The following is a 23,692-nucleotide window of genomic DNA, read 5'->3' as shown; positions in this document are numbered from 1 at the left end:
ACGCGAAGGCCTCGACGGGCGCGGCGCGCACAGCGGGCACGGCGGGAGAGTCGGCAACGGACGTGCGCGGCGATGCGTCCGATCACGTCGACACCCGTGACGACACCCGTGACGAGATCCGGGGCACCGCGCACGGCACCGCCCCGGTGCCGCTCTCGGTGCTCGACCTCGTCACCGTCGGAGCCGGGCGTACGGCCAGTGACGCGCTGGCCACCAGCGTGCGCATCGCCCAGCTCGCCGAGCGCCGTGGCTACCACCGCTACTGGGTGGCCGAACACCACTCGATGCCCGGGGTCGCCTCCTCCTCCCCGGCGGTGATCCTCGCCCGGCTGACCGCGCACACCGAGCGCATCCGGCTCGGCTCGGGCGGGGTGATGCTGCCCAATCACGCGCCGCTGGTCATCGCCGAGCAGTTCGGCACCCTTCAGGCACTGGCCCCGGGCCGGATCGACCTCGGTCTCGGACGGGCACCGGGCACCGACGGCGCGACCGCCGCCGCACTGCGCCGCAGCGCCCAACTCTCCGAAGGCGCCGACGAGTTCCCCGAGCAGCTCGCCGAGCTCGTCCGCTTCCTCGACGACGACTTCCCCGACGGGCACCCGTACTCCCGCATCCACGCCGTGCCCGGTCCGGTACAGGGCAGTGCGCCGGGCGGGGTGCAGTCGCCCGCGCGGCCGCCCGTGTGGCTGCTCGGTTCCTCCGGCTTCAGCGCCCGTCTGGCCGGAATGCTCGGACTGCCCTTCGCCTTCGCGCACCACTTCTCGGCCCACAACACCGTCCCGGCCCTCGACCTGTACCGCCAGGCCTTCCGCCCCTCCGCGGTACTCGACGCCCCGTACACCCTGATCGGTGTCTCCGCCTTCGCCGCCGACGACGCGAGGGAAGCCGCACGCCAAGTCCGGGCGGCGGCACTGAACATGGTCCGTCTGCGCACCGGACGCCCGGGTCTGATCCCCACCCCGGAAGAGGCCGAGGCGCACCAATTCAACGCTCTGGAACAGGAGTTCGTGGAGAGCTGGAACTCCAACGTCATCCACGGCACCCCCGACGAGGTCCGCGACGGACTCGACGCCCTCCAAAAGCGCACCGGCGCCGACGAGTTGATGCTCACCGCCAACGGCCACAGCGGCGAACTGCGCCTGCGCTCGTACGAACTGGTCGCGGACGCCTACGAGTTGCCGGGCGGACAGTGAGCGCACCCGCCCGGCGGCGTCACGGGCGGGTGAGGGCGAACATGTAGCAGCCCCAGGCGATGTTGCGGCTGTGGATCCGCACCACCTCGGGATCGGCGAACAGTTCGGCGATCACCGCTTCCGGGTCCCGGCCGTCGTGCGTGGTCGCTTCGTGGATCCAGCCACGGGCGTCGTACGCCCGCAGCACCTGGGGCCGCCCGCGCCACTGCGGTGGGTAGGCGGCGTCGTCGGTGAGGCCCGCGCAGGGTTCCGCATGGGCGAACACGGCCCCTCTCTCGCGGTACGGGCTGGCCGGAAGTGGGGGTTCGTAGCCGAACAAGAGGAGTCGGTCGCCGGGCCCCGCGTCCCGAAGGCAGCAGCGGAGGGGCTCACCCCCCTCGGCGACGCGGTGCTCGGCGGGGATCCCCATGGCGTCGGCGCCACTGGCGCGCACCTCGGCCAGTGTCCGGGCGGAGAGCGCGTGGATACGGAATGTGGTGGTCGATGTCGCGGTCACCCTTCCAGGCTTCCGGCGACGCGCGTGCTGTGCTGGCGGGTATCGGACGTCGCGCTGGGCCGAGGCCAACGGCCCTGATTGCGCACCGAGGCCAACGGCCCTGATTGCGCACCGAGGCCAACGGCCCTGATTTCGCGCCGACTTACGGGTCGGCTCAGACCTTGAGCCGAGCCCCCGCTCCCAGCATCTGCCCGATCCGTTCCGGGGCGACCGACCGTGAGTACAGCCAGCCCTGGCCGGTGTCGCAGCCGACGCGGTGCAGGCGGGCCGCCTGGTCCGCGGTCTCCACGCATTCGGCGGTGACGGTCAGGCCGAGGCGGTGCGCGAGTTGGACCATGGCCTCGACGACGACCTCGTCGGCGGGGTTGGGCACGGCGTCGTCGGTGGGGTCGGTGTGGTCCGGGTAGCGGAAGCCGCGGACGAAGGAGCCGTCCAGTTTGAGGGCGGAGACCGGGAGGCGGCTGAGGTAGGCGAGGTTGGAGTAGCCGGTGCCGAAGTCGTCGATGGCGATGCGGACGCCCCGGTCGCGCAGGGCGCGCAGGGTCTCCAGGGGGCGCCCGGTGGAGCCCATCACGGCGGACTCGGTGAGCTCCAACTGCAGGAGATGGGACGGGAGTCGGGTCTCGGCGAGGATCTGCTCGACATCGGCGACCAGGTCGGAGTCCCAGACCTGGCGCACCGCCACATTCACGCTGACGTACACGGGCGGGGTGTCGGGATGCTCCAGCTGCCAGCGGCGGGCCTGGCGGCAGGCGGTACGCAGGATCCAGCGGCCGAGCGGCACGATCGAACCGTCCTCCTCCGCAAGGGAGATGAACCGATTCGGCGTGAGCAGACCGAACTGCGGATGCCGCCAGCGCACCAGCGCCTCGACCCCGTGCAGCACCCCGTCGCCGAGCCCGACGAGCGGCTGGTACTCAAGGACGAACTCCTCGCGGTCCACGGCCGGGCGCAGCGTGGAGGAGAGGGCCTGACGGGTCATCCGGTGGGCGTTGCGCTCCGGGTCGAAGAGGGTCCAGCGGGACTTTCCGTCGGCCTTGGCCCAGTACAGCGTGGTGTCCGCGGCCTGCATGAGTTCGGTCGCGGTGGTGCCCTCGGCGGGACGTTCCACCACCCCGATCGAGGCGGAGACGGCGAGCCGCTGGCCGCCGAGTTCGAAGGGTTCCTGGACGGCCGAGAGTACGGACTGCGCGAGATCGGCGAGTTGCTCGGTGCCCGTGGACTCCTCGACGAGCAGGGCGAATTCGTCCCCGCCGAGCCGTGCGACGAGCGGTACGCCGCTACGCGTGTAGCCGGTACGGTCCGCGCAGCGGGTGAGGCGCTCGGCGACCGCGGCGAGCAGCTGGTCGCCGACCCGGTGGCCCAGGGTGTCGTTGACCGCCTTGAACCCGTCGATGTCCAGGTAGCACAGGCCGATCCGGCCGGTGCCCAGGTCCGCGTAGCCACTGGTCTCCAGGGCGGCCGTGACCCGTTCGAAGAACAGGGCGCGGTTGGGCAGCCGGGTCACCGGGTCGTGCATCTGCAGGTGGCGCAGCCTCGCCTGGAGGTCGCGGCGGGCGCTGATGTCGGTGACCGAGACCAGGGCCACGCCCGGCTCCTCGCCGCCGCTCAGCGGGGACACGCTCACCTGCGCCCACAGCGAGTGCCCGTCGGAGTGCTTGAAGCGCCGGGTGCAGCGCAGCCGGGTCTGCGCGCCGCGCAGCACCTCGCGGTACGCCTGCCAGGTGCGGTTGTCCGAGGCCAGGTCGAGCAGCTCGGCGGCGACCAGACGGCGGGCCGGGGTCCGGTGCGTACCGGCTCGGCCGCCCGGAGTGTCCGCGTCGGCCGCGGAGTCCGAACGGGCCTCGGGGGCGGGGGAGTTGGGGTGGTGGGCGACCGGTCCTGCCGACCCGCCCGACTCGACCGACCCGCCCGGCCCGTCCTCGGCGGTGTGCGTACCGAAGAGGGAGTGGAAGGCCCGGTTGGCGTCGATCACCAGACCCTGGTGGTCGACGACGGCGAGGGCCAGCGGGGCCGCTGCGAAGGCGGCGCGGTGCGGGACCGTCGCCGCGTGCGACATGACGGGAGAGCGGTCGGGGGCCGCCGCGACGGCAGGTCCTTCGGACGTTCCGCTCACCACTGACTCCCGCAGTGCTGTCGTTTCTCGGATCGGGTCGGATCGGATTCGGTCGCATCGATGTCGCTGAGTGGCGGCTCGGTGCGCCGGTGACTCACGCCGACACCGCCGGGAAAGTGTGCCGATCATAGAGGTTGCTCACCGGCGCGTTCCAGCCGTGACCCGCACGGTTCGTCAACCCTGGCCCATGGATTCCGTTTCCGTACACGGTCGGTGGCATACGCGTTACCCGCGCGCCGTGCGCGCCCCCGGGTGTTCCCGCATCTTTCCCGGGCCCCTCTCTCATCGTTTCCGGCCCCGTTCGGCGTAGCGGCTACTCACTCGCCCGGGCCAGATAAACAGGACGAATCATATGAACTGACAACAGTCTGGGTGCGCTGCCCCAAGTCCCGCACCCGGAGGTCGCCGTGCCGCGTCAGCTCCTCGTCCGACGGCTCACCCGTCCCGGGGAGTGGCCGCGCCTGCGCAGCGCCGCGGCCGCCGCCACCTCGCTCAGCGCACTCGCGGCCACCTCGCTGGTCGCCGCGCCCGCCGCCACCGCCGACACCGGCCCGGGACCGTGCCGTCTGACTCGCACGGCCGCCCACCACTCCGAGGGCGTCTCCAGCTGGAACGGCGCATATCCCCGTCCCCGGCGCACTCTTGACGCCGTGATGGTCTTCCTGTCCTTCCCGGACTCGGGGCCACTGCTCACCCCGCGCACCCTCGCCGCCGACCACTTCCCCTCGACCACCGACTTCTTCGAACGCGCCTCGTACGGGAAGTTCCGGCTGCGCGCGCACCCGCGCAGCTCCTGGATCCGGATGCCGCGGCCGTCCACCGACTACGAGGTACGGCGCGACTGGAAGAGCGACCGCCGCGGCGCGTATCTGCGGGACGCGCTCGCCGTCAGCGATCCGCACGTCGACTTCGCCAAGTACGACATCGTCTACTTCGTGGCTGACCCCGACGCTCCGGGTGTCGACTCGGACGCCACCAAGGTCGTCAACTTCGAGAAGCCGATGCGGGCCGACGGCACGGACCTGCGCCGTATCGTGACCGTCTTCGAACGGCACCCCCCGGACCGCAACGTCCTCGCCCACGAGACCGGCCACGTCTTCGACCTGCCGGACCTCTACCACCGCCCCTCCGACGGCAAGGGCGACTGGGACACCTTCGTCGGCGACTGGGACCTGATGGGCAGCCAGTTCGGCCTCGCCCCCGACTTCTTCGCCTGGCACAAATGGCGCTTCGGCTGGCTGAAGGACCCGCAGGTGGTGTGCGTACAGGGCGGCCAGGACGTCACTCTGGAGGCGGTGTCCAAGTCACCGGTCGACCGGCGGTCGCGGATGCGGCGGGATCCGGCCACCGAGCTGGCCTCGGGAGCGTCGGCGAGGGCGGCCACCGGCGTCGGCACGGGCGCGAGCACGGAGGCACGTACGAGCGCGGGCGTGAGCGCTCCTGCGGGCGCGGGCGGACAGGTGCTCGGGGCGGGCGTGCGGGTCGCGGCGCGCTCGGACGGGGCGCCGCCCGCGCCGGGTGGTGCGCATCCCTCCGCGCCGCACGGCGGCAGCCCGGCGTACGCGCCCCCGCCTTCGCCTCCCTTGCGGAGCATGCTGCGCGGCAACACCGTGGGACCGGTACGGGCACCGGCCCTCGGTCGGCGTGCCCCGGTGGCGGCGCCCGCGCCGGGGAAGAAGCTCGCGGTGATCCGTACCGGGCGCGACAGCGTGCTCGCGGTCGAGGCCCGCAGCCGGGTCGGCAACGACCGCACCACCTGCACCGAGGGCGTGCTCCTGTACGAGGTCCGCGGCGAGGCGGCCTCGGGCGAGGGCCCGGTCGAGGTGGTCGACACCCATCCGGATACGGAGGCGTGCTGGGGCGACTCGGTCTATCCGCCGCTCGCCGACGCCCCGCTGCGTACGGGCGAGAGCTTCAGGGTCCCCGGCGAACGGGTGCGCATCTCGGTGCACGGGCGTACGGCGGAGGGCGACTGGAAGGTGCGCATCCGGCCGGAGTGAGTGCCCCCGGACACGTGAGAAGCCCCCCGCTTTCGCGAGGGGCTTCTCACCGTCTGTGCGCCGCCAGGGACTCGAACCCCGGACCCGCTGATTAAGAGTCAGCTGCTCTAACCAACTGAGCTAGCGGCGCCTGCTGACGTCGTAGACCTTAGCATCAGCTCCGGCGCGGGGAAAAATCGAAATCCGCGGCCTCCCCGGGGCCTGTGGCCTGCTGTGATCCGGCTGTGACGGGCCGTTCGGGTCCGCTGTCGGCCGTGCCGTGCCGTGCCGGGCGGGGCGGGGCGGGGCGGGGCCGACGGGCCGGAGGTGAGCGGGCGCGGCGCCTTCACGGGCTCCTCGTACCGCGAGTTCTTCCTCAGTGCATGGCTGTCTTCAGCGCATGGCCGCGGGGTCGGGCCCTCCATCGCGTCACGGCTTCTTCATCAGCTCCACCAGGCTGGAGAAGCTGTCGGCCGGCTGGACCGACGGCTGCCCGGTCACCGCCGCGGCGCTGGAGACGCTGGGTACCGACTCCGAGATCCAGCAGGTGTGCGCGACCGCGCTGCGCGGCTGGGAGCAACTGGTCCGCGACAAGCTGCTGCGTTCGGGCATCTCCGCCGAGGACGCCCGGGACCTGGCCACCACGGTCGTCAGCACCCTGGAAGGGTGCCGAGGTCACGGCGCAGGTCACCCGCAGCGAGGAGCCCCTGCGTGCGGCGGGCCGGCAACTCGCCCGCCTGATCGCGACGTACGAGACGTCGCCGTCGGTCACCCCGTCCCAGTCGGAGTTGGGGGACTGACGGAACCGGGGGCTGACGGAACCGGGACTGACGGAACGGGGCCTGACAGAACGCCGGGGCGCTCACACGAGGCCGGTCGTCTTCCTGGCCCCGCCGCCCGGGACGCCCGTCGTGTGCGCGGCGCCGGACGGATCGTGCCACTGACCCGGGAGAACCTGGCGCCCTTCGTGTCCGCTCGTCCCACCCGTCCGGGAGGGGCGGTGCGGGGCGCCCGCGCGTGCGGCGCGTACCGCCGCCCAGAGCAGGATGTCCGGCCCGGGCAGCCAGGGTGATCCGCTGTCGGGGGCGACCAGCCAGCGGGAGTCGGGTCTGGCTCCGGCGCCGGCCGGGACGTCGGGGGCGTGCGCCGCGCTCGGCGGCGGGACGGTCACCGCGTCGCCGCGGCCGTGACAGAGCAGTACCGGCACCTCGGCGCGCGAACCCGCCGAACCCCATTCCTCCCAGTGCAGCAGCGAGGGCAGCCGGGCGGCGGTGCCGGGCGCGGCGAAGAGCAGGACGCGGCCGCGGTGGGCGGCGACCGGTCCCGACCCGGCGCCCTCCTCCAGGAGCCGGTCGAGCATCCGGCGCCCGAACACGGCCGGAGCGTTGACCACGTCGAAGTGCTGCCCGCAGGAGAGCACCACCGGCGAGGCGGGCCGCTCGCGCCACAGGGCGAGGGTGCTGTGCGGGTGCGTGGAGGCGGCGGCGAGCCAGCGGGCGCCCTCGGCGGTGGCCCCGTACGCGTCGAGGCCGCCGCCGGGAGCGTCGGGGAAGGCGGGCCCGGCACCGAACGGGTCGTCGAAGTCGCCGAGGCCGCCGGGGTCGCCGTAACCGCCGAGGTGGCCGAGGCCGCCGCCGAACAGCGGGTGGCGGTCACGGCCGGTGCCGAGTGGCGCGGGTCCCGGCAGGGCGGGGAGCGGGTGGCGGGACTCGGGAGCGGGGGACGCGGTCGCGGGGTGCCAAGGGCTGCTCATGCGATACAGGTGTACTCGCTGTGAGCAGTGGGTTTCCCAGAGTTGCCGGAAAGCCGGACAGGAGTTGCCGCACCGGAGTATCTTGCGCGTGCGCCTCAGGCATATGCCCTCACGCTGCGTGCCGAGTGCGCGGGACGCGCACCCCTCGCCCAACAGCCCCTGCGCCTATGCGGATTACTGCACCCCGGCGCCTTCCTCCCGGGGCTCCCGGCCTCCCGTCGGGCGCAGGACGAAGCACGCGAACCCGAAGCAGTCGCGGTAGACACGCAGCCATTCCGTGCGGTGGGCATGTGCCGTCCGCAGGGCCTGGTCGCTGTCCGGGTGGTCGGGGTGGTCCAGGGCCCAGGAGGCGAGGGAGCCGGTCCAGGACCATTCGTAGTCGTCGAGTTCGCGGCGGGTGCTGAGGTGGGCGTGGACCGGGGTCCAGCCCGCGGCCGTGACGCTCTCGACCGTGGTCGCCAAGTCGTCGCATTCTCCGAGCAGTTCGACCGCCTCGGGGGAGGGGGTGCGCTCCCAGTAGCCGTCGCCGACCAGGATGCTGCCGCCCGGGGCCAGATGGGTGCGCGCGGCTTCGAGGGTCGGCAGCAGGCCGCCGAAGGCGTGTGTGGCGCCGACGCTGATCACCAGGTCGAAGGGTTCGGGGTCACGGAATCCGGCGGCGTCGCACTGGTGCACGTCGAGGCGGTCCTGTACGCCGAGCCGGTGGGCGTCCTCCCGGGCGCGCCGCAGCGCGCTCGCCGAGACGTCCACGCCGGTGGCGCGCAGCCGGGGCCGACTGCTCAGGGCGCGCAGCAGCCACGGGGCCCCGCCGCAGCCGAGATCCAGTACGCGGGCGTCCTCGTGCGGCAGGGCTTCGTCGAGCAGGGCGTCTACGGAATCGTCGGACAGGGGTGCGGCGATGGGGTGGCGGCGGTGGGCGAGGGTGGAGAGCTCTTGTCGGTTCACCGGCGCAGCCTGGCAGGCGAGTTCGACATGCGCATCCGAATTCGTGGGCGCCGCCACCTCCCTGGAGGCCGCTGTGCCGTACGGGTGGCGGCGCGGGATCGCGGAGGCGGGGTTCACAAGCAGAGTGCGGGGTATCTAAGGTTAGGCTCACCTAACTTAAAGCCGCTCGTCCGGAGCGGCTCAGCTCGCAGTGCCAACTTGAAGTCGCCGAAGGGGAAGCGCATGTCTTCTGTGGACCAGCCCGCGGAACCCACGCACGCGGAACCGACCCCCGCCGAACGGGTCCGCTCGGTGCTCGCGGCGGCCACGTCGCTGGCCGTCACCACCCAGGGCCACCGCCTCGACCTGGTCGGGCTGCACGCCGTGGACCGGTCCGGACGGCTCGTCCTGCACGAGCCCCCGGACAGCCAGCTGGCGGCCGAGGTACGCGCGGCACACGGGGAACTGCCCGCGGTCGTCGAGTTCACCGACATCGCCCCGACGGCCGTCCGCGACCGGGTACGGGCCCGGGTCACGCTCGCGGGCTGTCTGACCCCGGGCGTCGGCGCGGGCGCGCTCAACTTCGGCCTGGCGCGCGCCTGTCTGGAGGAACGTGGCCGCCCCTACACCGTCGAGCCGCACGAGTACGACCTGGCCGAGGCCGATCCGCTCGCGAGCTACGAGGCGGACCTGCTCGGCCACCTGGACGCCGCGCACGCCGACGCGGTGGAACTGCTCTCCCGGCTGCTCCCGGCCAGGAAACTCCTCGGCGTCACCCGCGTACGTCCCCTGCGCATGGACCGCTACGGAATCGTGCTGCGCCTCGAACGCCTCCGCGGCTCCTGCGACGCCCGCCTCCTCTTCCACGCCCCCGCCACCCACGCGGGCGAGGCCGTGGAACGCCTCCACCTGCTGCTCGACCGCGCCTCGGGCTGCCCACACCGGATGACGCCGCGCCGCTGACCCGGAACACGGAACACGGGAGACGGGAGACGGGAGACGAGCGAAAGATCGCGGACGGCCGGATTCGGGCCCAACAAGCCTCCCGAGTACGGGACTTGACGGGGTCGGGGGTCCCCTCGGACACCGCTCACATGTCGGCGTCGGCTCCGCGCTGCAGGTCCCGCCCGAACTCGATCATCCGGCGGGCGTAGTCCTCGGTCCACCCGGCGCGTTGTGCCAGGGCGTCCGGGGTCAGCCGGTCGAAGCGGCGCGGATCGGCGAGCTGGGCGGCGGCCAGCGCCTGGAACTCCATCGAGCGGTCGGCCGCCGCGCGGAAGGCGTGGGTGAGCTCGGTCGCGCGGTCCAGGAGGTGCCGCGGGTCCTCGATCGACTCCAGGTCGAAGAAGTGCTCCGGGTCGCCCGCCGCCTGCGTGGGCTCGAAGAGCAGCGGCGCGGGGCGCAGCCGTGGCTCGGTCCGGGGCCGCTCGGGCTCCGCCATCGTGTCCTCCTGTGCGTTCTGGACGGCCTGCGTCGCCGTACCTTCCGTTCGGCCCGGGCCCGGACCCTCGGCCGCGCGGACAGTCGCTGTACCGGTGACCACCTTCCATTGTCCCGTGCCGCGCAAGGGGGCCTGTCGGGTGCTACGGAAGGGGCCCGTCCGTCCCCAGTACGCGCCCTTGGCTCACTTGCGCCAGAACAGGTGGTGCGTCACGCCGCTCGGGCTGGGCACGACCTCCAGGTGGAACCGGTCGCGCAGCTCGTCGGGGGATTCCCACAGCCGCGCCCCGGAGCCGATCTCCACATCCGGCGAGACCGCCACGTGCAGGGTGTCGACGAGGTCGGCGTCGAGGAACTCCCGGATGACGGTGGCCCCGCCGCCGAGCCGGACGTCCTTGCCCCGCGCCGCCTCCTTTGCCTGGGCCAGGACCGTGGCCGGGTCGGCGTCGACGAAGTGGAACGTGGTGTCGGACAGCGTGAACGAGGGACGCGGGTGGTGGGTCATGACGAACACCGGGGTGTGGAACGGGGGTTCGTCGCCCCACCAGCCGAGCCAGTCGTGGTTCTCCCAGGGGCCGCGCTGCGGGCTGAACTTGTTGCGGCCCATGATCTCCGCGCCGATGTTGTTGGTGAAGTCCCGCGTGAAGTAGTCGTCCAGACCGCGGCTCCCACCGGGGTCGGTGCGGTTGGGCCAGCTCGCCGTGGCACCGGCCCAGGAGAACATGGCACCGGGATCCGCGTCGCCGAACGGCCGCTCCAGGCACTGGCCCTCACCGGCGCCGAACCCGTCCCCCGAGACGCTGAAGTTCTGGACCCGCAGCAGCTGCGTCACGTGTTTCCTCCTGTGTTGGTCGGTAGAGGTGAGACTGCCGGGGCGGGAGAAACTCATCGGTCGCCCGCCGGGTGCGGGTGGGTCAGGGCCGCCAAGCCACCCGATGTTCGGACCAGTGGTCCCACGTGGACATCATCGCCTCCCAGCCGTCCGGGAACTTGACCGTCACACCGAGCTGGACCGGCTCCGTCGACGGGTGGGCGTCGAGGAGTTCGGGGACACCGGCGCGGCCGACCACGACGCAGGCGTGGCGGTGGCGGGAGGCGAGCACGCACAGGCGGCCGGTCTCCAGGTGGAAGGCGGTGGCGTCGGGGCGGCCGGAGAGCGGGTGCAGCACCACGGTCACGTCGTACTCGCGGCCCTGGAGGCGGTTGGCGGTGTCCACCGTGACGCCGTCGACGCCGAGTTCGGCCAGCGCCGCGCGTACCGCCGCCGCCTGGTCGCGGTGCGCGGTGCCGACCGCGACACGCGCCGCCGTCACCGGTACCGGCTGCGCCGACGACTCCGAGTGCGCGAGCCCCTCGCGGGCTAGCAGCCGCGCGACCACCAGGGCCACCGCGCGTACCGCCTCCGGATCGGTGCGCGGCGTGTGCGCGGGCGGCAGTTCCAGCAGTCCCCAGCCCGTCGCGGCGGCTTCGTCGAGCACCCGGTCCGGGCCCGAACCGTCCCCGGGCACACGGAAGTCGAGACCGCGGTCCGCCGGACCGGTGCCGCTGGTGAACGGCGTGTACGGATAGAAGGCGCGGGAGACCAGCGGCGCCGCCGAGGCGGGCAGCCGCCAGGAGACCGGCAGTCTGAGCTGCGGCAGATCCGGATTGTGCGCGAGCAGGGTGGACACCGCACTCGCCGACGGGTCGTACGAAAGACCCGCCCACTGCTCCGAGCCCACCACCGCGAACGGGTCCAACTGCCCCGGGTCGCCCACGAACAGCGCCCGCTCGAACAGCCCCGCCACCGCGAGCAGCGCGTCCGAACGCATCTGGTACGCCTCGTCCACGATCGCGTGACCCCAGGGCTCCACCCCCTGAACGTGCGCCCATTTGGCGGCGGTCGAGATCACCACGTCCAGACCCGTCAGGTCCGCCGCCTTGGCCGAGGTACGCACCGCGGGCAGCGCGTCGAGCGCCTTGTCGTACGGGTCCGGGTCGCTGCTGTGCAGCCGTCCGACGCCGAGTTCCGGGTCCTTGGCGGCGAGCCGGAGCACCAGGTCGTCCACCTGGGCGTTGGTCTGCGCGATGACCATCAACGGGCGCCCGGCGGCGGCGAGTTCGCGTGCCGCGCGCACCACCAGGGTCGACTTCCCGGCGCCGGGCGGCGAGTCGACGACCACTCCGCGCGCCTGCCCGTGCAGGGTCTCGGCCAGGATGCGCGCGGTGGCGCGGTCGGCGGCCTCGCCGGGGGAGCGGGCGGGCTCCTCCTGTCCTGGTCGCGTGCCCGTGCCCGTGCCCGTGCCCGTGCTCGTGCCCGCACTCGCTCCCGCGCCCGTGAGCGCGGGGGCGTTCGTGGGCTCGGTCATGCGCGTGGGTACGGCCGTCTCCGGCTGCCTCGACTCGCTCACAGCAGGTCCTCCGGGGTCAACCGGTCCGGTTCCTCGGTGAGTTCACCGGGTGGGCCGCCGTGGGTCCACGGGGTGTCCTCCGGTTCGGGGAGCTTTCCGCCGCCGCGCTGTTCGTGCGCGAACAGGGTGAAGCAGACCTCGTCGCCCTTGTCGGGCACCGAGCCGGGCTCCGGCTCCTTGCCCCGGCCCATCCGGTCGGTGATCCGCAGGACGAGCAGCGTCTCGCCGATCGTTCCGGTGGCCGCCGTCCTGGATTCCGGGTTGCTGTCCGGCTCGGTTTCCGTTCCGGCTTCCGGCCCGCTCCCGCTCGGTGAGGTGTCCAACTCGCCGTTTTGCCGGACTTGTTGGGGCACAGCGGAAGTGACGGACGGTGCGGTTCCCTCCTGCGCGCCGTCCCTGTCACCGTCCCCGTCCCCATCCCCGCCCTCGTTCTCGGGCATGCCCCGGTCCATGTCCCCGCCGCCGGACTCCTCCAGCCGTACGTACCCCACGAACTCCGCCGACTGCTGTTTGCCCCCGAGCGCGCGGTAGACCTTCGTCCCCGCGTCGAGGTGCGGGGTGTCCTCGGTGCGGACCGTGACCAGGGGGCGGGGGCTCGGGCGTTTGCCGTCCGACCAGGCCATGGTGACCTCGGTGACCTCGCCCGCGAAGGCTTCGCCGGACAGGCGGCGGACCGCCATCGCCAGCGGGTCGTCCAGGGCCTCCTGGGCTTCGAGGCGGGCCTGTTCGCGTTCGCGGGTGGCCAGTTTGCGGGCGGCGGTGACCGCGTCGTCGCGGCGCGGCTGCGGGGGTTCGCCCGCGGTGACCCGGTCGCGGTGGGCGGTGAAGGACCAGCGGTCGCGTTCCCAGCGCTGCTCCGTGTGGGCGGCCGCCGGAAGGGCGCGCACCAGGTCGATGCCGCGCCAGACGGCCTCCCAGGTGGGCGCGGTCACCGAATGCACCAGCTCGCCGATCTCCCGTTCCGCGGCGGTGAGTTGACCCAGTGCGGCATCGGCGGCGGAGCCGTCCTCGGCCGCGGCATGGGCGGCGCGGGCCCGGTCGTACCGCTCGATCGCCGGGGCGAGCAGCCGGTTGTCGAAGGCCGGGTCGGTGGCCGGACCCGCGGGCGGGCAGCGCAACTGGCCGTGGGCATCACGGGCGAGCTCGGCGTACAGCGCGGCCTCGGCGCCGTCACCCGCAGTGCCCCTACCGCCCGGCGCGCCCGCCTCGATCCACGCGAGCAGCGCGCCGAGATGCTGGTCCTCCAGGCTGCTCTGGCCGGTGGCCCAGTGCCGCGAGAGCAGGTCCGTCATGGCGAGCAGCAGGCTGGAGCCGGGGACCCGGGAGCGCTCCGCGAAGTGGGTGAGCCAGCGGCCGAGCAGCGGGACGTGCGGCGGCGCAGGGTAGGCGTTCTCCGGGTCCTGTTCGGCGGTCCGGCGAAAGCGCATGGAGCGTCCCAGCAGCCGCAGGAGTTCGATGCCCGAACGGCTCGGCACGATCAACTGCGGGGCGTCGGTGCACAGTTCGGGCTCGGGCTCCTCGGCTTCGGGGGAGTCCGGCTGCGCCTTCCGCGCCTTGCCCCGACTGGTTTCGGGAACTTCCGCGTGGCGCGCGTACTCCTCGACGTAGGGCAGAACGAGGTCCGCGAGGTGGGACAGGAACTGGAAGCGCAGGTCGCGGTCGCGCGGCTGGGGCACCAGGAGCAGCCGCGGTGCCGCGCGGTCGGTGCCCACGAGGGCGCCGAGCGGGGCGCCCGTCTCGCCCGCCGTGGTCAGCGGTACGAGGACCAGCGGGCGGTCCGAGAGATGCCGGTGCAGGACCGTCGCGGCGGGCTGGGCCCGGCCCTCGCGCACCGCTTCGAGTCGGGCGAGGTCGCCGATGAGGCTCATGCGCGGCTCCCCTCCTCAGTATCCGAAGTGGCCGTGGACGGTGACGGCGGCGCGTCCGGCGCGGGGGCGTGCGCGTGCGCGGCGGCCAGCGCCTGTGCGCGCAGCGCGCGTGCCCGGCGCAGGGCCGCGACCGTCGGATCGTCCGTACTGCCCTGCTCACCCTCGGCCACCGCGAGCACTTCGGTCACCGTGGACAGGGACCCCAGTTCGGCGCGGACCGAGCGGCCCAAGGTGGTCACCTCGCCCTCGGCGCGGGAGCGGGCCCGGCAGTGGAAGGCCAGCTCGCAGGCGGCCAGGCACTCGGGCGCGTACGAGGCGGGCACCGCCGCGACCGCCGCGTGCAGCTCGGACTCGGGGCGGCCCGGGTCGAAGCTGATGCCCTCGGGCAGGGCGGCGGCGATCTCCTCGATACGGGTCAGCCGGGCGAGCTGGCGCCGGGTGACCGCGAGCTGCCTGCGGATGTCCACCGCGGCGGCGGCCGGGAGGTTGGAGAAGTCCTTCGGGCAGACGAGCAGCACCTGCTCGTCGACCGGGCCGCGGTCCGGTTCGTGGCCGTGATCGCCGCTGTTCTCGTCGGGCGCGGGCGGCAGGCGGCGGGCGACGTCCTGGAGGGCGAGCACGTAGACGGCGGCCTGCCGTGCGGCGGCGCCCACCTTGGCCGGGTCGGAGGAACCGTCGATCATCGGGAAGGACTTGATCTCCACCACGGTCCAGCGCCCGTCGGGGCGCACCACGACCGCGTCCGGTTCCAGATAGGCGGGCGAACCGGCGACGTCCAGGGCGAGCAGCGGATGGTCGAGCAGCGTCCAGGCGCCGTCCTCGGCGCCCGCCGTCACCGCCTCGCGCAGCGCGAGCGCCGTACGGGCGGTGCGGCCCTCGGGGCCCGCGGCGGACAGGTCGGGAGTACGGATCGTGTCCGGCGCCGGGGCTTCCGTACCGGGGGCGATCCGCGCGTGGACCAGGCGCAGCAGCTCGGCGCCGCCGTCCGCCTTGACCTTGGCCTCGAAGGCGTTGCCCCGTACCAGTGCGAACTGCGACTGTCCGAAGGCGGACGGGGAGCCGAGGGCGGTGGCGAGGGCGGCCTTGTCCACGCCCGCGCCGTCGAGCAGGACGCGGCGGCGGCAGCCGGGGTTGGCGGCGAGTGCTGCGAGCGCGCGGGCGTCCAGCGGCCGGGGCGCCAGCGCCGGACCGCGCAGCTCAGCGAGCAGCGGCCGGAGCGCTCTCCCCTGCGGCCTCTTCGCTGTCCGCTCCCCGGTCCGCGGGACCGGCAGTGGGCTGCTGCGCCTCCTGGCGCTGTCCGGGAATTCGCTCACCCGCCGAAGTCTGGCACTTGGCACCGACAATCGCCGAACTCGGCGCTGCCACGGGCGCGGTGACCGTCGCGGGTGCGAAGCGCTCCTGTACGCGGACGCGCACCTTCTGCGCGAGCCGCAGCACCGGACGCGTCACCAGCAGACCGAGGCCCATGGTGGCGGCGCCGGCCACGGCGTCCAGGAAGTAGTGGTTGGCGGTGCCCATCACGACGATCGTGGTGCCCAGCGCGTAGACCACCGCGGCGGCCTTCGAGAGCCGTCCGCGGCCGAGGTACCAGAGGATCACTCCGCACCACAGGGCCCAGCCGACATGCAGACTCGGCATCGCCGCGAACTGGTTGGTCATCCCGCTCATACCGCGCGGCGCGCTCGCCTCGCCGCCCCACCAGCCGTAGTCCGAGTACTGCGCCATGGTGTCCAGGAAGCCGTACTTCTTGTCGAGCAGGCGCGGCGGACAGGTCGGCATGAGCGTGAAGCCGATCAAGCCGATCACGGTGGAGGACATGAGCCAGGTGCGGGCCCAGCGGTAGTACTCCTTGCGGCGGCGGAAGACCCACACCAGGAGCGCCGGGGTCACCACGTAGTGCAGCGAGGCGTACCAGAAGTCCGCCGGAACACCGATCCAGATCTCGTTGCGGAACAGGCGGTTGAGCGGGTGCTCCGCGTTGATGCGGAGGGCCTTCTCCAGGTCCAGGATGGCCAGGCCGTGCTCGACCGCGGTGGACTCGTCGCCTCTGGCGAGCAGGCGGCCTGCCGTATAGAAGGCGTACACCAACACAAGCAGCGGCAGTTCGGTCCACCAGCGCAACCGGGACTTCCCCGACTGCCCGGCGTCCGCCGCGTCGCTGTGCGGCATGCGATCGCCCTCCTCTTCGGCTACTGCGGCCCGCGGACCGGTCGCCCCACTTTAGGGCCTGTTCCGAGACCCCCTTTTAGGGCCTTCGTGCACCGAGCCGGAGAATGCCCCGGTCCTCACAGACGCAGCGCTGAGCCCCCCGGTTGCTTGCGGGGAGTTCCGGTCACCAGCCACAAGTGGGCAATCCTGCCAGCTTCCGCCCCATTTGTTCCACCCGCCTCAGGTGTACGGGGAGTTACCGTATGCAGTCCCGCGCGAGGCCGCGAATCGTGCGTGGGGCAAGGAACGTGACCGCGGCGGCCGTTCGGCCCGGTGGGACCCGGGCGCTGGGGCGCTCGGGGGCGGTGTGGGGCGGGTCACGGCCGTTTCGCGCAGGGGTGCCGGACCCCGGGAGAAGTGGCGAAGCTCACGTCGGTCACGTGGTGCGCGACTGCGCGGCGTGCCGTTCCAGGAAGTCACCGACGGCCGGATTCCTGCGCAGCGGCAGCAGCACCCGCACGGTCCGTCCGAGCAGCGCGCGCACCCGCGCCGACTCCACCTCGCCGAGCAGGCCGAGCACCCGCCCGCCCTCGGCCGCCGCCTCCTCCGGATGTCCGGCCCGCGCCAGGTCCGTGGCCAGCTCGGCGGTGTACAGCGCGGTGTTGCGGGTGAAGTGGGCGTCCTGTGCGGCCACCGCCCGGCGGGCGTGCCGGGCCGCCGAGCGCCAGTCGCCGAGCGCCGCCCAGCACTGCGCCCGCAGCCCCTCGAACTCGGCGGCCCCGAAGAAGCTCATCCACTCCGGGTCCGCGGGCGACGGGCCCCGCTCGAAGTGCGTCTCCGCCCGCGCCAGACAGCGCACGCAGCCCGCCCGGTCCGCGAGCCCCGCCCAGCCGCCCGCCTCGCGCAGTGCGAGCAGTGCGAGCAGCCGCGGCGAACCGAGCCCGTGCGCCGCCCGCTGCCCGGCCTGCGCCGCGCGTACCGCCTCGCGCGGCCGGTGCGCGTCCCGGGCCAGAAAGGCGATATTGCTGAAGGCGTGCGCCTCCAGGTGCTCGTCGTCGGTCAGCCGCGCGGTGGCCAGCGCCTCCGCGTAGTGCGAGCGGGCGTCCTCGGGCCGGTCCGAGTCGTGGGCCAACCAGCCGACGGACAGGGCGAGTTCACCGGCACCCGGGTGCAGCGGCCCGGCCGTGGACCGGCGCGCGGTCCCCGAGTCCAGCAGCGCGTACGCGGCCCGCAGCGGCCCCGCCGCCCTGCGGTACAGGCCCTCGGCCCCGTGCCGGTCGTCGAGCAGCCGGATCCGCCGCACGGCCTCCTCCACGGCGAGGGCCTCGTGCTCGCCCGAGGGGTGCGGGGCGGCGGTGGTGGCCGGGGGAGGGCTGGGGTCTTGGTCCGGGTCGGGGTACGGATCCGTGCCCGGGTCCGGGTTCCTGCCAGGGTTCGGGTTCGGGTTCGTGCCGGGGTCCGGGTCGTACGGGGAGGTGTCGCCGTACGCGGTCGAAGGCTCGGGCCGCATCGGGGCCGGGGCCCGTCCGCGTACCTGGGAGCGGGGCGCGAAGCCCAGGTCGGCGAGGGTGCGGCCGGGGAACATGTGCAGGAACACGCGCTCGTACGCGTAGTTGGGGCAGCGGATCTCGCCCGCCTCCACCCGGCCCACGTACCGTGCGTCGCAGCTCACCCGCTCACCGATCTCGCGGGCCGCCCGGCGGACCGCGGCGGCGAACTCGCCCGGCGAACGCTGCCCGCGCAACGCGCGGAAGACGGGGTTCGGCCGGGGCGAACCCGGTGCGGGTGTCGGCACGGAACCCGGTAACGACGCCATCTGGGCAACTCCTCCTGCGCGCCTCGTGCGTCCCGCGCCCCGTGTGCTTCGTGCCGGTGTGCGGGGGGAGTTGCCGGTGGGCGGCCCCCGCGAAGGCGCCGCGGGACGGCGCGCCTGTGTCCAGCGGGCCCGAACGTACCGTGCGTGAGGGAGTGGATACAGCGGGTTTGCCTACAAACCGGATATCCCATCCCGGTTCTGCTATGAACTGCCATCCATTACGGCGCAGTTGGGCCGTAGCCGTCCGCCCGCGGCGCCGTTGGACCTTGCGGTGACAGGGCGAAGCGTTCCTGCGGGGGCGCGAGGAGGATTTTCCGTGTTCGAGGCCGGGATGGACGCCAGTGCATCGGGAACGCGGTTGTCCGCGTCCGCACCGTGTGAAGGGGGCGAGCCGTCCGGGCGGTACGGATTGTCCGAGCGGGGCGGAGTGTCCGAGAGGGACGGCCTGTGCGGGCGGGGCGGGCCGTACGAGGGGCCGCCGTTCGTGCCGGGCCCGGCCGATCCGCCGGACCTGGTCACCGTCCCCTCCCGGCAGGGGCTGGAAGCGGTGGACATCCTGCGGCGGCAGAACGACGAGCCGGTCGGCCCGGTCCTGCACGACGACGACCACGACACCCTGAGCTTCCTCGTCCCCTGGGGCACCGCCGACGCCTGGGACGTACCGGGCAGCGACTGCACCCGTGCCGAGGGCGCCCCCGCACCCCGCGACGGCGCGACCGGCACCCCGCACCCGCCCGGCGCCACCGGCTGGCTGCTCTCGCCGGAGGAGGCCGACCCGGTCACCGACCCGAAGGTGCTGCGGGCGGCACTGGGTGAGGCGGCGCGCACGATCGAGGCGGCGGACAGCTGCCAGTGAGGGGGCGGGCTGCGCGGGCCGTGGGGCGCGGGTGCTGCTCCAGGCTTCCTCGGGTTTCCTTGGGTTTCCTCGGGCTTCTTCGCGTCCGGCTTCTTCGCGTCCAGACTTCTCCGCCCTCGCCTGCGCCGTCCGTGCGCCCGCGTGAACGGCGTGTGCGGCTTGTGTGCGCGGCCCGCGCCGGTGGTCTGCGCCGGGTGCGCGGTGCGCCGTACGGTGCGCTGTGCGCGGTGGTGCGCGGCGCGCCCTTCCGCTTGTCCTGTCCGCGCCCCTCGTCGGGCCCGCTGCCGTAGCGCTCGGTGCGCCCCTGCCTCCCGCCCCGCCGATAATGGCCGCGTGGCGAAGGAACGTACGGGCAAGGGCAGGGGCGGGCGGTCCGCTCGCCGTTCCGGCAGTGGTACGCGGGATGCCGGGACGCTCTGCGTACCCGTCGACGGCGGCCTCGCCGAACTGGTCCCGGACCGGGAGCGGGCGCGCGGCTGGACCCTGCTGGTGGACGGCGCCCCGCAGTCGCACGTCGACCTCGACGACCCCACCCGGCTGGAGTTCCCGTACCAGCGCAGGCTGGGCCATGTCATCGACGCCGTCGCGCCCGCACGTGCTCCGCTGCGGGTCCTGCATCTGGGCGGCGGCGCGTTCACCCTGGCCCGCTATGTGGCGGCGACCCGGCCGCGGTCGACTCAGCAGATCGCCGAGAAGGACGCCGGACTCGTCCAACTCGTGCGCAGCGAGCTGCCGTTGGACCCGAACGCCAGGATCCGGGTGCGCGGCGGCGACGCCCGCGAGATCCTCGGGCGACTCCCGGACGGCTGGGCCGAACTGATCCTCGTCGACGTCTTCGGCGGCGCCCGCACCCCCGCACACCTGACCAGCGGCGAGTTCTACGCCGAGCTGCGCCGGGTGCTCGCACCGGGCGGCAGCTGCGCGGCCAACCTCGCGGACGGTCCGCCGCTCGCCCATCTGCGGCGCCAGATCGCCACGGCCCGGACCGTCTTTCCCGAACTCGTGCTGCTCGCCGATCCGCCGGTGCTGCGCGGAAAGCGGTTCGGCAACACGGTCCTCGTGGCCTCGGGTACGCCGCTGCCGGTGGCCGAGCTGACCCGGCGCGCGGCCGGGGACGCCCACCCCTGCCGCGTACTGACCGGCGGCGAACTGCTCGACTTCACCGGCGGCGCCGCCCCGGTGACCGACGCGGACGCCGTGGACTCACCCGCACCGCCGAAGGATGTCTTCGACTGAGGCTGTTGGCCGGTTGGCCGGTTGGCCGGTTGGCCCCGGTGGACCGGCGGTGCACGCTCCTCTCACTTGCTCAACTCCCCGGGTGCGTCGGGAAGTTGAGCCAGCACCTCCTCCGGAAGGAAGGGCGGCTCACCGGTGCGCCACACGGCGCGGATGGACATCCGTGTGAAGCGCCAGCCCGCCTCGGTGAGCTGGGCCTCGGCCCGCACATGGCCGCCCACCGTGAACAGGGCAGTGGCCCCGGGCCCTCGCCGTTCCAGGGTGGATTCGTGGTGGACATGGGTCATCAGGGCGTTCCACGAGACCTCGGCGCGCCCGCTGTCGGCGTCGACCTCGGTGAGTACATCGCTGGACACGTGCTGCGTGGCGGCGAACCTGCCGAGCGCCGTGCGGGTGTGCTCGGCGATCGCCGCCGCCCCCTCGACATCGCCGATCGGAGTCCGCGTACTGGCGTCCCGCGTGAAGAACCGCTCGGCCGCCCAGCCCCCGTCGGCCGCCGTCTCGTCCAGCGAGCGGAAGTAGCGGCTGACGAGGGTGGTCAGCTCGACGTGGTGTGCGGTGTCGTACGTCTGATGCGTCTGCGTGGTCACGAGGAGATCGTTCAACCTCAAGTGTTGTTGAGGTCAAGCCCGGTTGCCCGGGGTCGTGTCAGTCCGGGCAGGACACGTCCTCCGACGGGCGCCGCCCCGTGGTGAGGAAGGTGGTCACCGCCTCGTTCCCGCAGGCGTTGCCGTCGCCCAAGTAGAGCCCGTGGCCGCCGTGTTCGACGGTGACCATACGGGCCCGGTCACCCAGCGCGCGCCGCATCTCCAGGGCGCCGAAGTGCGGGGTGGCGGGGTCGCGACGGCCCTGGATCATGAGGATGTTGAAGGGGCCCTCGGAGGTGATACGGGTCGGCTCCTCGGTCGGCCGGTCCTTCCAGAAGGCGCACGGGGTGACGTTCACCGGCAGGCCCGCCGTGAGGGGGTGCCGGGTCCGGTCCTTCGCGACCGCACGCCGGAACTCCTCGTCGGAGAGCCGCGGCCAGCGCACGTCGTTGCAGATGACGCCCATGGTGATGGCGGCTTCCTCGTCGGTCATCGGACGGGCGAGCGCCGAGGGCAATTCGGGCGTACGGGCCGGGTCCTGCGCCGCCTTGACCAGCGCGGCGAACTGGGGGAACGCCGCATCGCTGTAGAGGGTGCTCTGGAGGGCCTGGCGCAGGACGGTGCCCGTGAGCGGGACCTCCGGCGTGGTGGTCGTACGCGGCTCGCGGTCCAGCTTCTCCGCGAGCGCGAGTATCAACGGCCGTACGTCCTCAGGCCGTTCGGCGAGCCGCAGACCCTCGGCCTCGCGTTCCGGGTCGGCCGCCCACGCCGCGAGGTCCGGGAAGCGGTCGTCGGCGGCCTGCCCCATGTTCGCCAGCCAGCCCCGGGCCACCCGTCGCGGATCGGGGTCGCCACTGCTGTCGAGCACCACACGGTCGGTGTGCCGCGGGAACTTCTGCGCGTACACCGCGCCGACGTACGCCCCGTACGAGCTGCCCCAGGCCGAGAGCTTCCGCTCCCCGAGAGCCCGGCGGAGCAGGTCGAGGTCGCGGACCTCGTTCGCGGTGCTGAAGCTGCGCAGCACCGCGCCGCCGTTGCGGTGGCAGGACTCGGCGGTACGCCGGGACCGGTCGAGGTTCGCCGTGATGTCGCCGTCCGGGCCCGGCCATGAGCGCAGGGTGGTGAAGTACCGGTCCTCCGGGGCGAGTTCGCAGCTCGCGGTGGTGCTCCCGCCGACCCCGCGCGGATCGAAGGCGACCAGGTCGTACTGGCCCTTGGTCGCCTCGCGCAGCGCCTTGCCCTTCTGGGTCAGGCGCTGCACCCCGGAGCCGCCGGGCCCGCCCGGCAGCACCGCGAGGGTGCCGCGCCGCGCCTCGGGCCGGTCACTGCGCAGCCGGGTCACGGCGAGGCTGATCCGCTGCCCGTCGGGCTCGCTGTAGTCGAGCGGCACCGAGAGGTCCGCGCACTCCTGACCGGCGGGACCGTTCGGCTGGTCACAGGGGCGCCAGTCGAGGGCGGGGGCGGTGCCGCCGCGCGCGCCGGTGCCGGATCCGGTGGCACCGGCCGGTCCGGCGGCGGTGAGCGCGCTCGCCACGGCGGCGGCGGTCAGGGTGAGGAGCACGGCCTTGCGTGCGTGAGTCGTCATACGGCAAGACTCGCCCGTCCCGTGCCCCGGCCCCATCCTGCTCGCGGGTCGATCCGTGGTGGGGCTTTCCCTACCAATTCCCTTAGGGGAGTGGGGAGTTGAGGCAGGGGGGCGGGAGGGTTCCGGCCCGGCGAGTCACACGGTGCCGCACCGCCTCATCCCTCCCCTCCCTTCCCCTCCCATCAGGAGTTCGGCCATCGGGAGTTCGGCCACCGGCAATCCGCTACCGGAAGTCCGCGTAGTCCGCCGTAAGACCTCGCTCCCCGACCTCCTCGATGTACCGCCAGCAGTCCGGCCGCGAACCGTCGACGTCCGTGAAGCCGTATTCCTTGGCGAGGCTGCCCGCGTCCACCGAGCGCTGGTTCCAGCGGGCCCGTTCCGGGTCGGTGGCCAGTGCGGTCACCGCGCGGCCGACGAAGCGCGGGGTCTCGGAGAGCGCGAAGTCGGCGGGTGCGGACGGGGGCCGGCCGTCCGGGCCGGGGCGCAGGGAGTCGCGCCAGTTGTCCTCGCGTACGCCGAAGTGCTCCAGCATCATCTCCGAGCGCAGCCAGCCGGGGGTGAGCGCGACGGCGGTGGCGCCGTGCGCGGCGAGCTCGTGGCCCTGCGAGAAGGCCAGCCGGTTCACCGAGATCTTGGCGAGGTCGTAGAAGACGGAGATGCGGTACCGGTCCGCGTTGTGCGCCATGGTCCCGTCGGTCACTTCGACGACCAGACCGCCCGGCCGCTCGATCAGCAGCGGCAGCAGATGGTGCGAGGTGATCAGATGAGTGTCGATCGCGAGCCGCAGCAGGCGCAGTCCGTCGTCGAGGTTCAGCTCCCACAGCGGGGTGTCCCACTGGGCGGGGCCGCCGGTGAGCAGTTCGCCGCCCCAGATGTCGTTGACCAGGACGTCGAGCCGCCCGAACTCGCCGCGTACGCGCGCCGCGAGGGCCGCGACCTGGTCCGCGTCGAGATGGTCGACGGGGATCGCGACGCCCTCGCCGCCCAGCGAGGTGACCAGTTCGGCCGTCTCCTCGACGGTCTCGTCGCGCCCGCCGTAGTCCGAGCGCAGCGACCCGTTCCTGCTGCTGCGGCCGGTGCACAGGACCGTCGCGCCCGCCTCGCCGAGTGCGGCCGCGACTCCCCGCCCGGCACCGCGCGTCGCGCCCGCGACCAGGGCGACGTGCCCCTTGAGCGCCGCCGGGTCCGGCGCCCAGCCGGCCGCCTCTGTTTCCGCTCCGCCCGATGCCTTGTTCGTCCCGCTCTGTGAGGTCCTCGAAGTCATCTTGTGAGTCTGTCAGGAGGCTCTGACAACGGGCGGATGGA

18 protein-coding genes, 1 tRNA gene and 2 pseudogenes are annotated in these 23,692 nt (G+C 73.3%); 6 read left to right on the top strand and 15 right to left on the bottom strand.

Annotated features, from left to right (window positions below; all coding sequences use genetic code 11):
* Positions 1-62: 62 nt before the first annotated feature.
* Positions 63-1,193 carry an LLM class flavin-dependent oxidoreductase gene (locus HUT18_RS10025; RefSeq protein WP_176104407.1) on the top strand — a complete coding sequence of 377 codons (1,131 nt, stop codon included), beginning with the start codon at positions 63-65 and terminating at the stop codon, positions 1,191-1,193.
* Between the two features lie 19 nt (positions 1,194-1,212).
* On the opposite strand, the gene HUT18_RS10020 is transcribed toward HUT18_RS10025, so the two are convergent.
* Complete coding sequence (locus HUT18_RS10020) at positions 1,213-1,689, bottom strand: DUF1203 domain-containing protein (RefSeq protein WP_217710478.1); 477 nt, start codon at positions 1,687-1,689, stop codon at positions 1,213-1,215.
* A 154-nt stretch (positions 1,690-1,843) separates the two neighbouring features.
* Positions 1,844-3,805 (bottom strand): bifunctional diguanylate cyclase/phosphodiesterase, encoded by a 1,962-nt coding sequence (locus HUT18_RS10015; RefSeq protein WP_254878513.1) that lies wholly within the window; start codon positions 3,803-3,805, stop codon positions 1,844-1,846.
* 407 nt (positions 3,806-4,212) lie between these two features.
* Here HUT18_RS10015 and HUT18_RS10010 point away from each other — a divergent pair, with 407 nt between their 5' ends.
* Positions 4,213-5,805: a M6 family metalloprotease domain-containing protein gene (locus HUT18_RS10010; protein ID WP_254878512.1), complete on the top strand. Its 1,593-nt coding sequence runs from the start codon at positions 4,213-4,215 to the stop codon at positions 5,803-5,805.
* Positions 5,806-5,861: 56 nt separating this feature from the next.
* On the opposite strand, the gene HUT18_RS10005 is transcribed toward HUT18_RS10010, so the two are convergent.
* Positions 5,862-5,935, bottom strand: a tRNA-Lys gene (locus HUT18_RS10005).
* A gap of 321 nt (positions 5,936-6,256) precedes the next feature.
* Between HUT18_RS10005 and HUT18_RS33635 the strand changes: the two are divergent.
* Positions 6,257-6,584, top strand: a pseudogene (locus HUT18_RS33635) (hypothetical protein); the annotation flags it as partial.
* 212 nt (positions 6,585-6,796) lie between these two features.
* Here the strand turns inward: HUT18_RS33635 and HUT18_RS33630 are convergent.
* Positions 6,797-7,300: pseudogene (locus HUT18_RS33630) on the bottom strand (bifunctional DNA primase/polymerase); the annotation flags it as partial.
* 411 nt (positions 7,301-7,711) lie between these two features.
* On the bottom strand, positions 7,712-8,482 hold the full coding sequence (locus tag HUT18_RS09990; protein ID WP_176099685.1) for a cyclopropane-fatty-acyl-phospholipid synthase family protein: 771 nt from the start codon (positions 8,480-8,482) through the stop codon (positions 7,712-7,714).
* 222 nt (positions 8,483-8,704) lie between these two features.
* Here HUT18_RS09990 and HUT18_RS09985 point away from each other — a divergent pair, with 222 nt between their 5' ends.
* Positions 8,705-9,424, top strand: a complete 720-nt coding sequence (locus tag HUT18_RS09985) for a DUF2470 domain-containing protein (RefSeq protein ID WP_176099683.1) — start codon at positions 8,705-8,707, stop codon at positions 9,422-9,424.
* 127 nt (positions 9,425-9,551) lie between these two features.
* Here the strand turns inward: HUT18_RS09985 and HUT18_RS09980 are convergent, their stop codons facing one another.
* The 7 genes from HUT18_RS09980 to HUT18_RS09945 all read right to left on the bottom strand — a co-directional run bounded on the left by HUT18_RS09980 (position 9,552) and on the right by HUT18_RS09945 (position 18,123).
* A complete protein-coding gene (locus HUT18_RS09980) occupies positions 9,552-9,902 on the bottom strand; it encodes a hypothetical protein (RefSeq protein WP_176099681.1) in 351 nt (116 codons plus the stop codon).
* 183 nt (positions 9,903-10,085) lie between these two features.
* On the bottom strand, positions 10,086-10,733 hold the full coding sequence (locus HUT18_RS09975; protein ID WP_176099679.1) for a dihydrofolate reductase family protein: 648 nt from the start codon (positions 10,731-10,733) through the stop codon (positions 10,086-10,088).
* An 82-nt stretch (positions 10,734-10,815) separates the two neighbouring features.
* Positions 10,816-12,291 (bottom strand): AAA family ATPase, encoded by a 1,476-nt coding sequence (locus HUT18_RS09970; protein ID WP_254878511.1) that lies wholly within the window; start codon positions 12,289-12,291, stop codon positions 10,816-10,818.
* Positions 12,288-14,159: a hypothetical protein gene (locus tag HUT18_RS09960; RefSeq protein WP_254878510.1), complete on the bottom strand. Its 1,872-nt coding sequence runs from the start codon at positions 14,157-14,159 to the stop codon at positions 12,288-12,290. Before HUT18_RS09960 ends, HUT18_RS09970 begins: the two co-directional genes overlap by 4 nt.
* Positions 14,156-15,367 (bottom strand): hypothetical protein, encoded by a 1,212-nt coding sequence (locus tag HUT18_RS09955; protein WP_254878964.1) that lies wholly within the window; start codon positions 15,365-15,367, stop codon positions 14,156-14,158. Before HUT18_RS09955 ends, HUT18_RS09960 begins: the two co-directional genes overlap by 4 nt.
* Positions 15,357-16,328, bottom strand: coding sequence for a phosphatase PAP2 family protein (locus HUT18_RS09950; protein WP_176099678.1), 972 nt, complete (start codon positions 16,326-16,328; stop codon positions 15,357-15,359). The genes HUT18_RS09955 and HUT18_RS09950 overlap by 11 nt, the downstream gene beginning before the upstream one ends.
* A gap of 415 nt (positions 16,329-16,743) precedes the next feature.
* A complete protein-coding gene (locus HUT18_RS09945) occupies positions 16,744-18,123 on the bottom strand; it encodes a hypothetical protein (RefSeq protein ID WP_176099676.1) in 1,380 nt (459 codons plus the stop codon).
* A 484-nt stretch (positions 18,124-18,607) separates the two neighbouring features.
* Between HUT18_RS09945 and HUT18_RS09940 the strand changes: the two genes are divergently transcribed.
* Both HUT18_RS09940 and HUT18_RS09935 read left to right on the top strand, forming a co-directional pair.
* Positions 18,608-18,979 (top strand): hypothetical protein, encoded by a 372-nt coding sequence (locus tag HUT18_RS09940; RefSeq protein WP_254878963.1) that lies wholly within the window; start codon positions 18,608-18,610, stop codon positions 18,977-18,979.
* A gap of 447 nt (positions 18,980-19,426) precedes the next feature.
* Positions 19,427-20,215 carry a spermidine synthase gene (locus HUT18_RS09935; RefSeq protein WP_254878962.1) on the top strand — a complete coding sequence of 263 codons (789 nt, stop codon included), beginning with the start codon at positions 19,427-19,429 and terminating at the stop codon, positions 20,213-20,215.
* Positions 20,216-20,277: 62 nt separating this feature from the next.
* Here HUT18_RS09935 and HUT18_RS09930 read toward each other — a convergent pair whose 3' ends face one another.
* The 3 genes from HUT18_RS09930 to HUT18_RS09920 all read right to left on the bottom strand — a co-directional run bounded on the left by HUT18_RS09930 (position 20,278) and on the right by HUT18_RS09920 (position 23,651).
* The gene (locus HUT18_RS09930; protein WP_176099674.1) at positions 20,278-20,805 is read right to left on the bottom strand and encodes a nuclear transport factor 2 family protein; all 528 of its coding nucleotides are present in this window, start codon (positions 20,803-20,805) and stop codon (positions 20,278-20,280) included.
* 58 nt (positions 20,806-20,863) lie between these two features.
* The gene (locus tag HUT18_RS09925) at positions 20,864-22,387 is read right to left on the bottom strand and encodes an alpha/beta hydrolase (RefSeq protein ID WP_176099672.1); all 1,524 of its coding nucleotides are present in this window, start codon (positions 22,385-22,387) and stop codon (positions 20,864-20,866) included.
* A gap of 223 nt (positions 22,388-22,610) precedes the next feature.
* Positions 22,611-23,651 (bottom strand): SDR family oxidoreductase, encoded by a 1,041-nt coding sequence (locus tag HUT18_RS09920; protein ID WP_176099670.1) that lies wholly within the window; start codon positions 23,649-23,651, stop codon positions 22,611-22,613.
* Positions 23,652-23,692: the final 41 nt, after the last annotated feature.

This window comes from Streptomyces sp. NA04227, from assembly GCF_013364195.1.
Lineage (GTDB): Bacteria > Actinomycetota > Actinomycetes > Streptomycetales > Streptomycetaceae > Streptomyces.
This window is presented reverse-complemented; position numbering and strand designations above follow the sequence as displayed.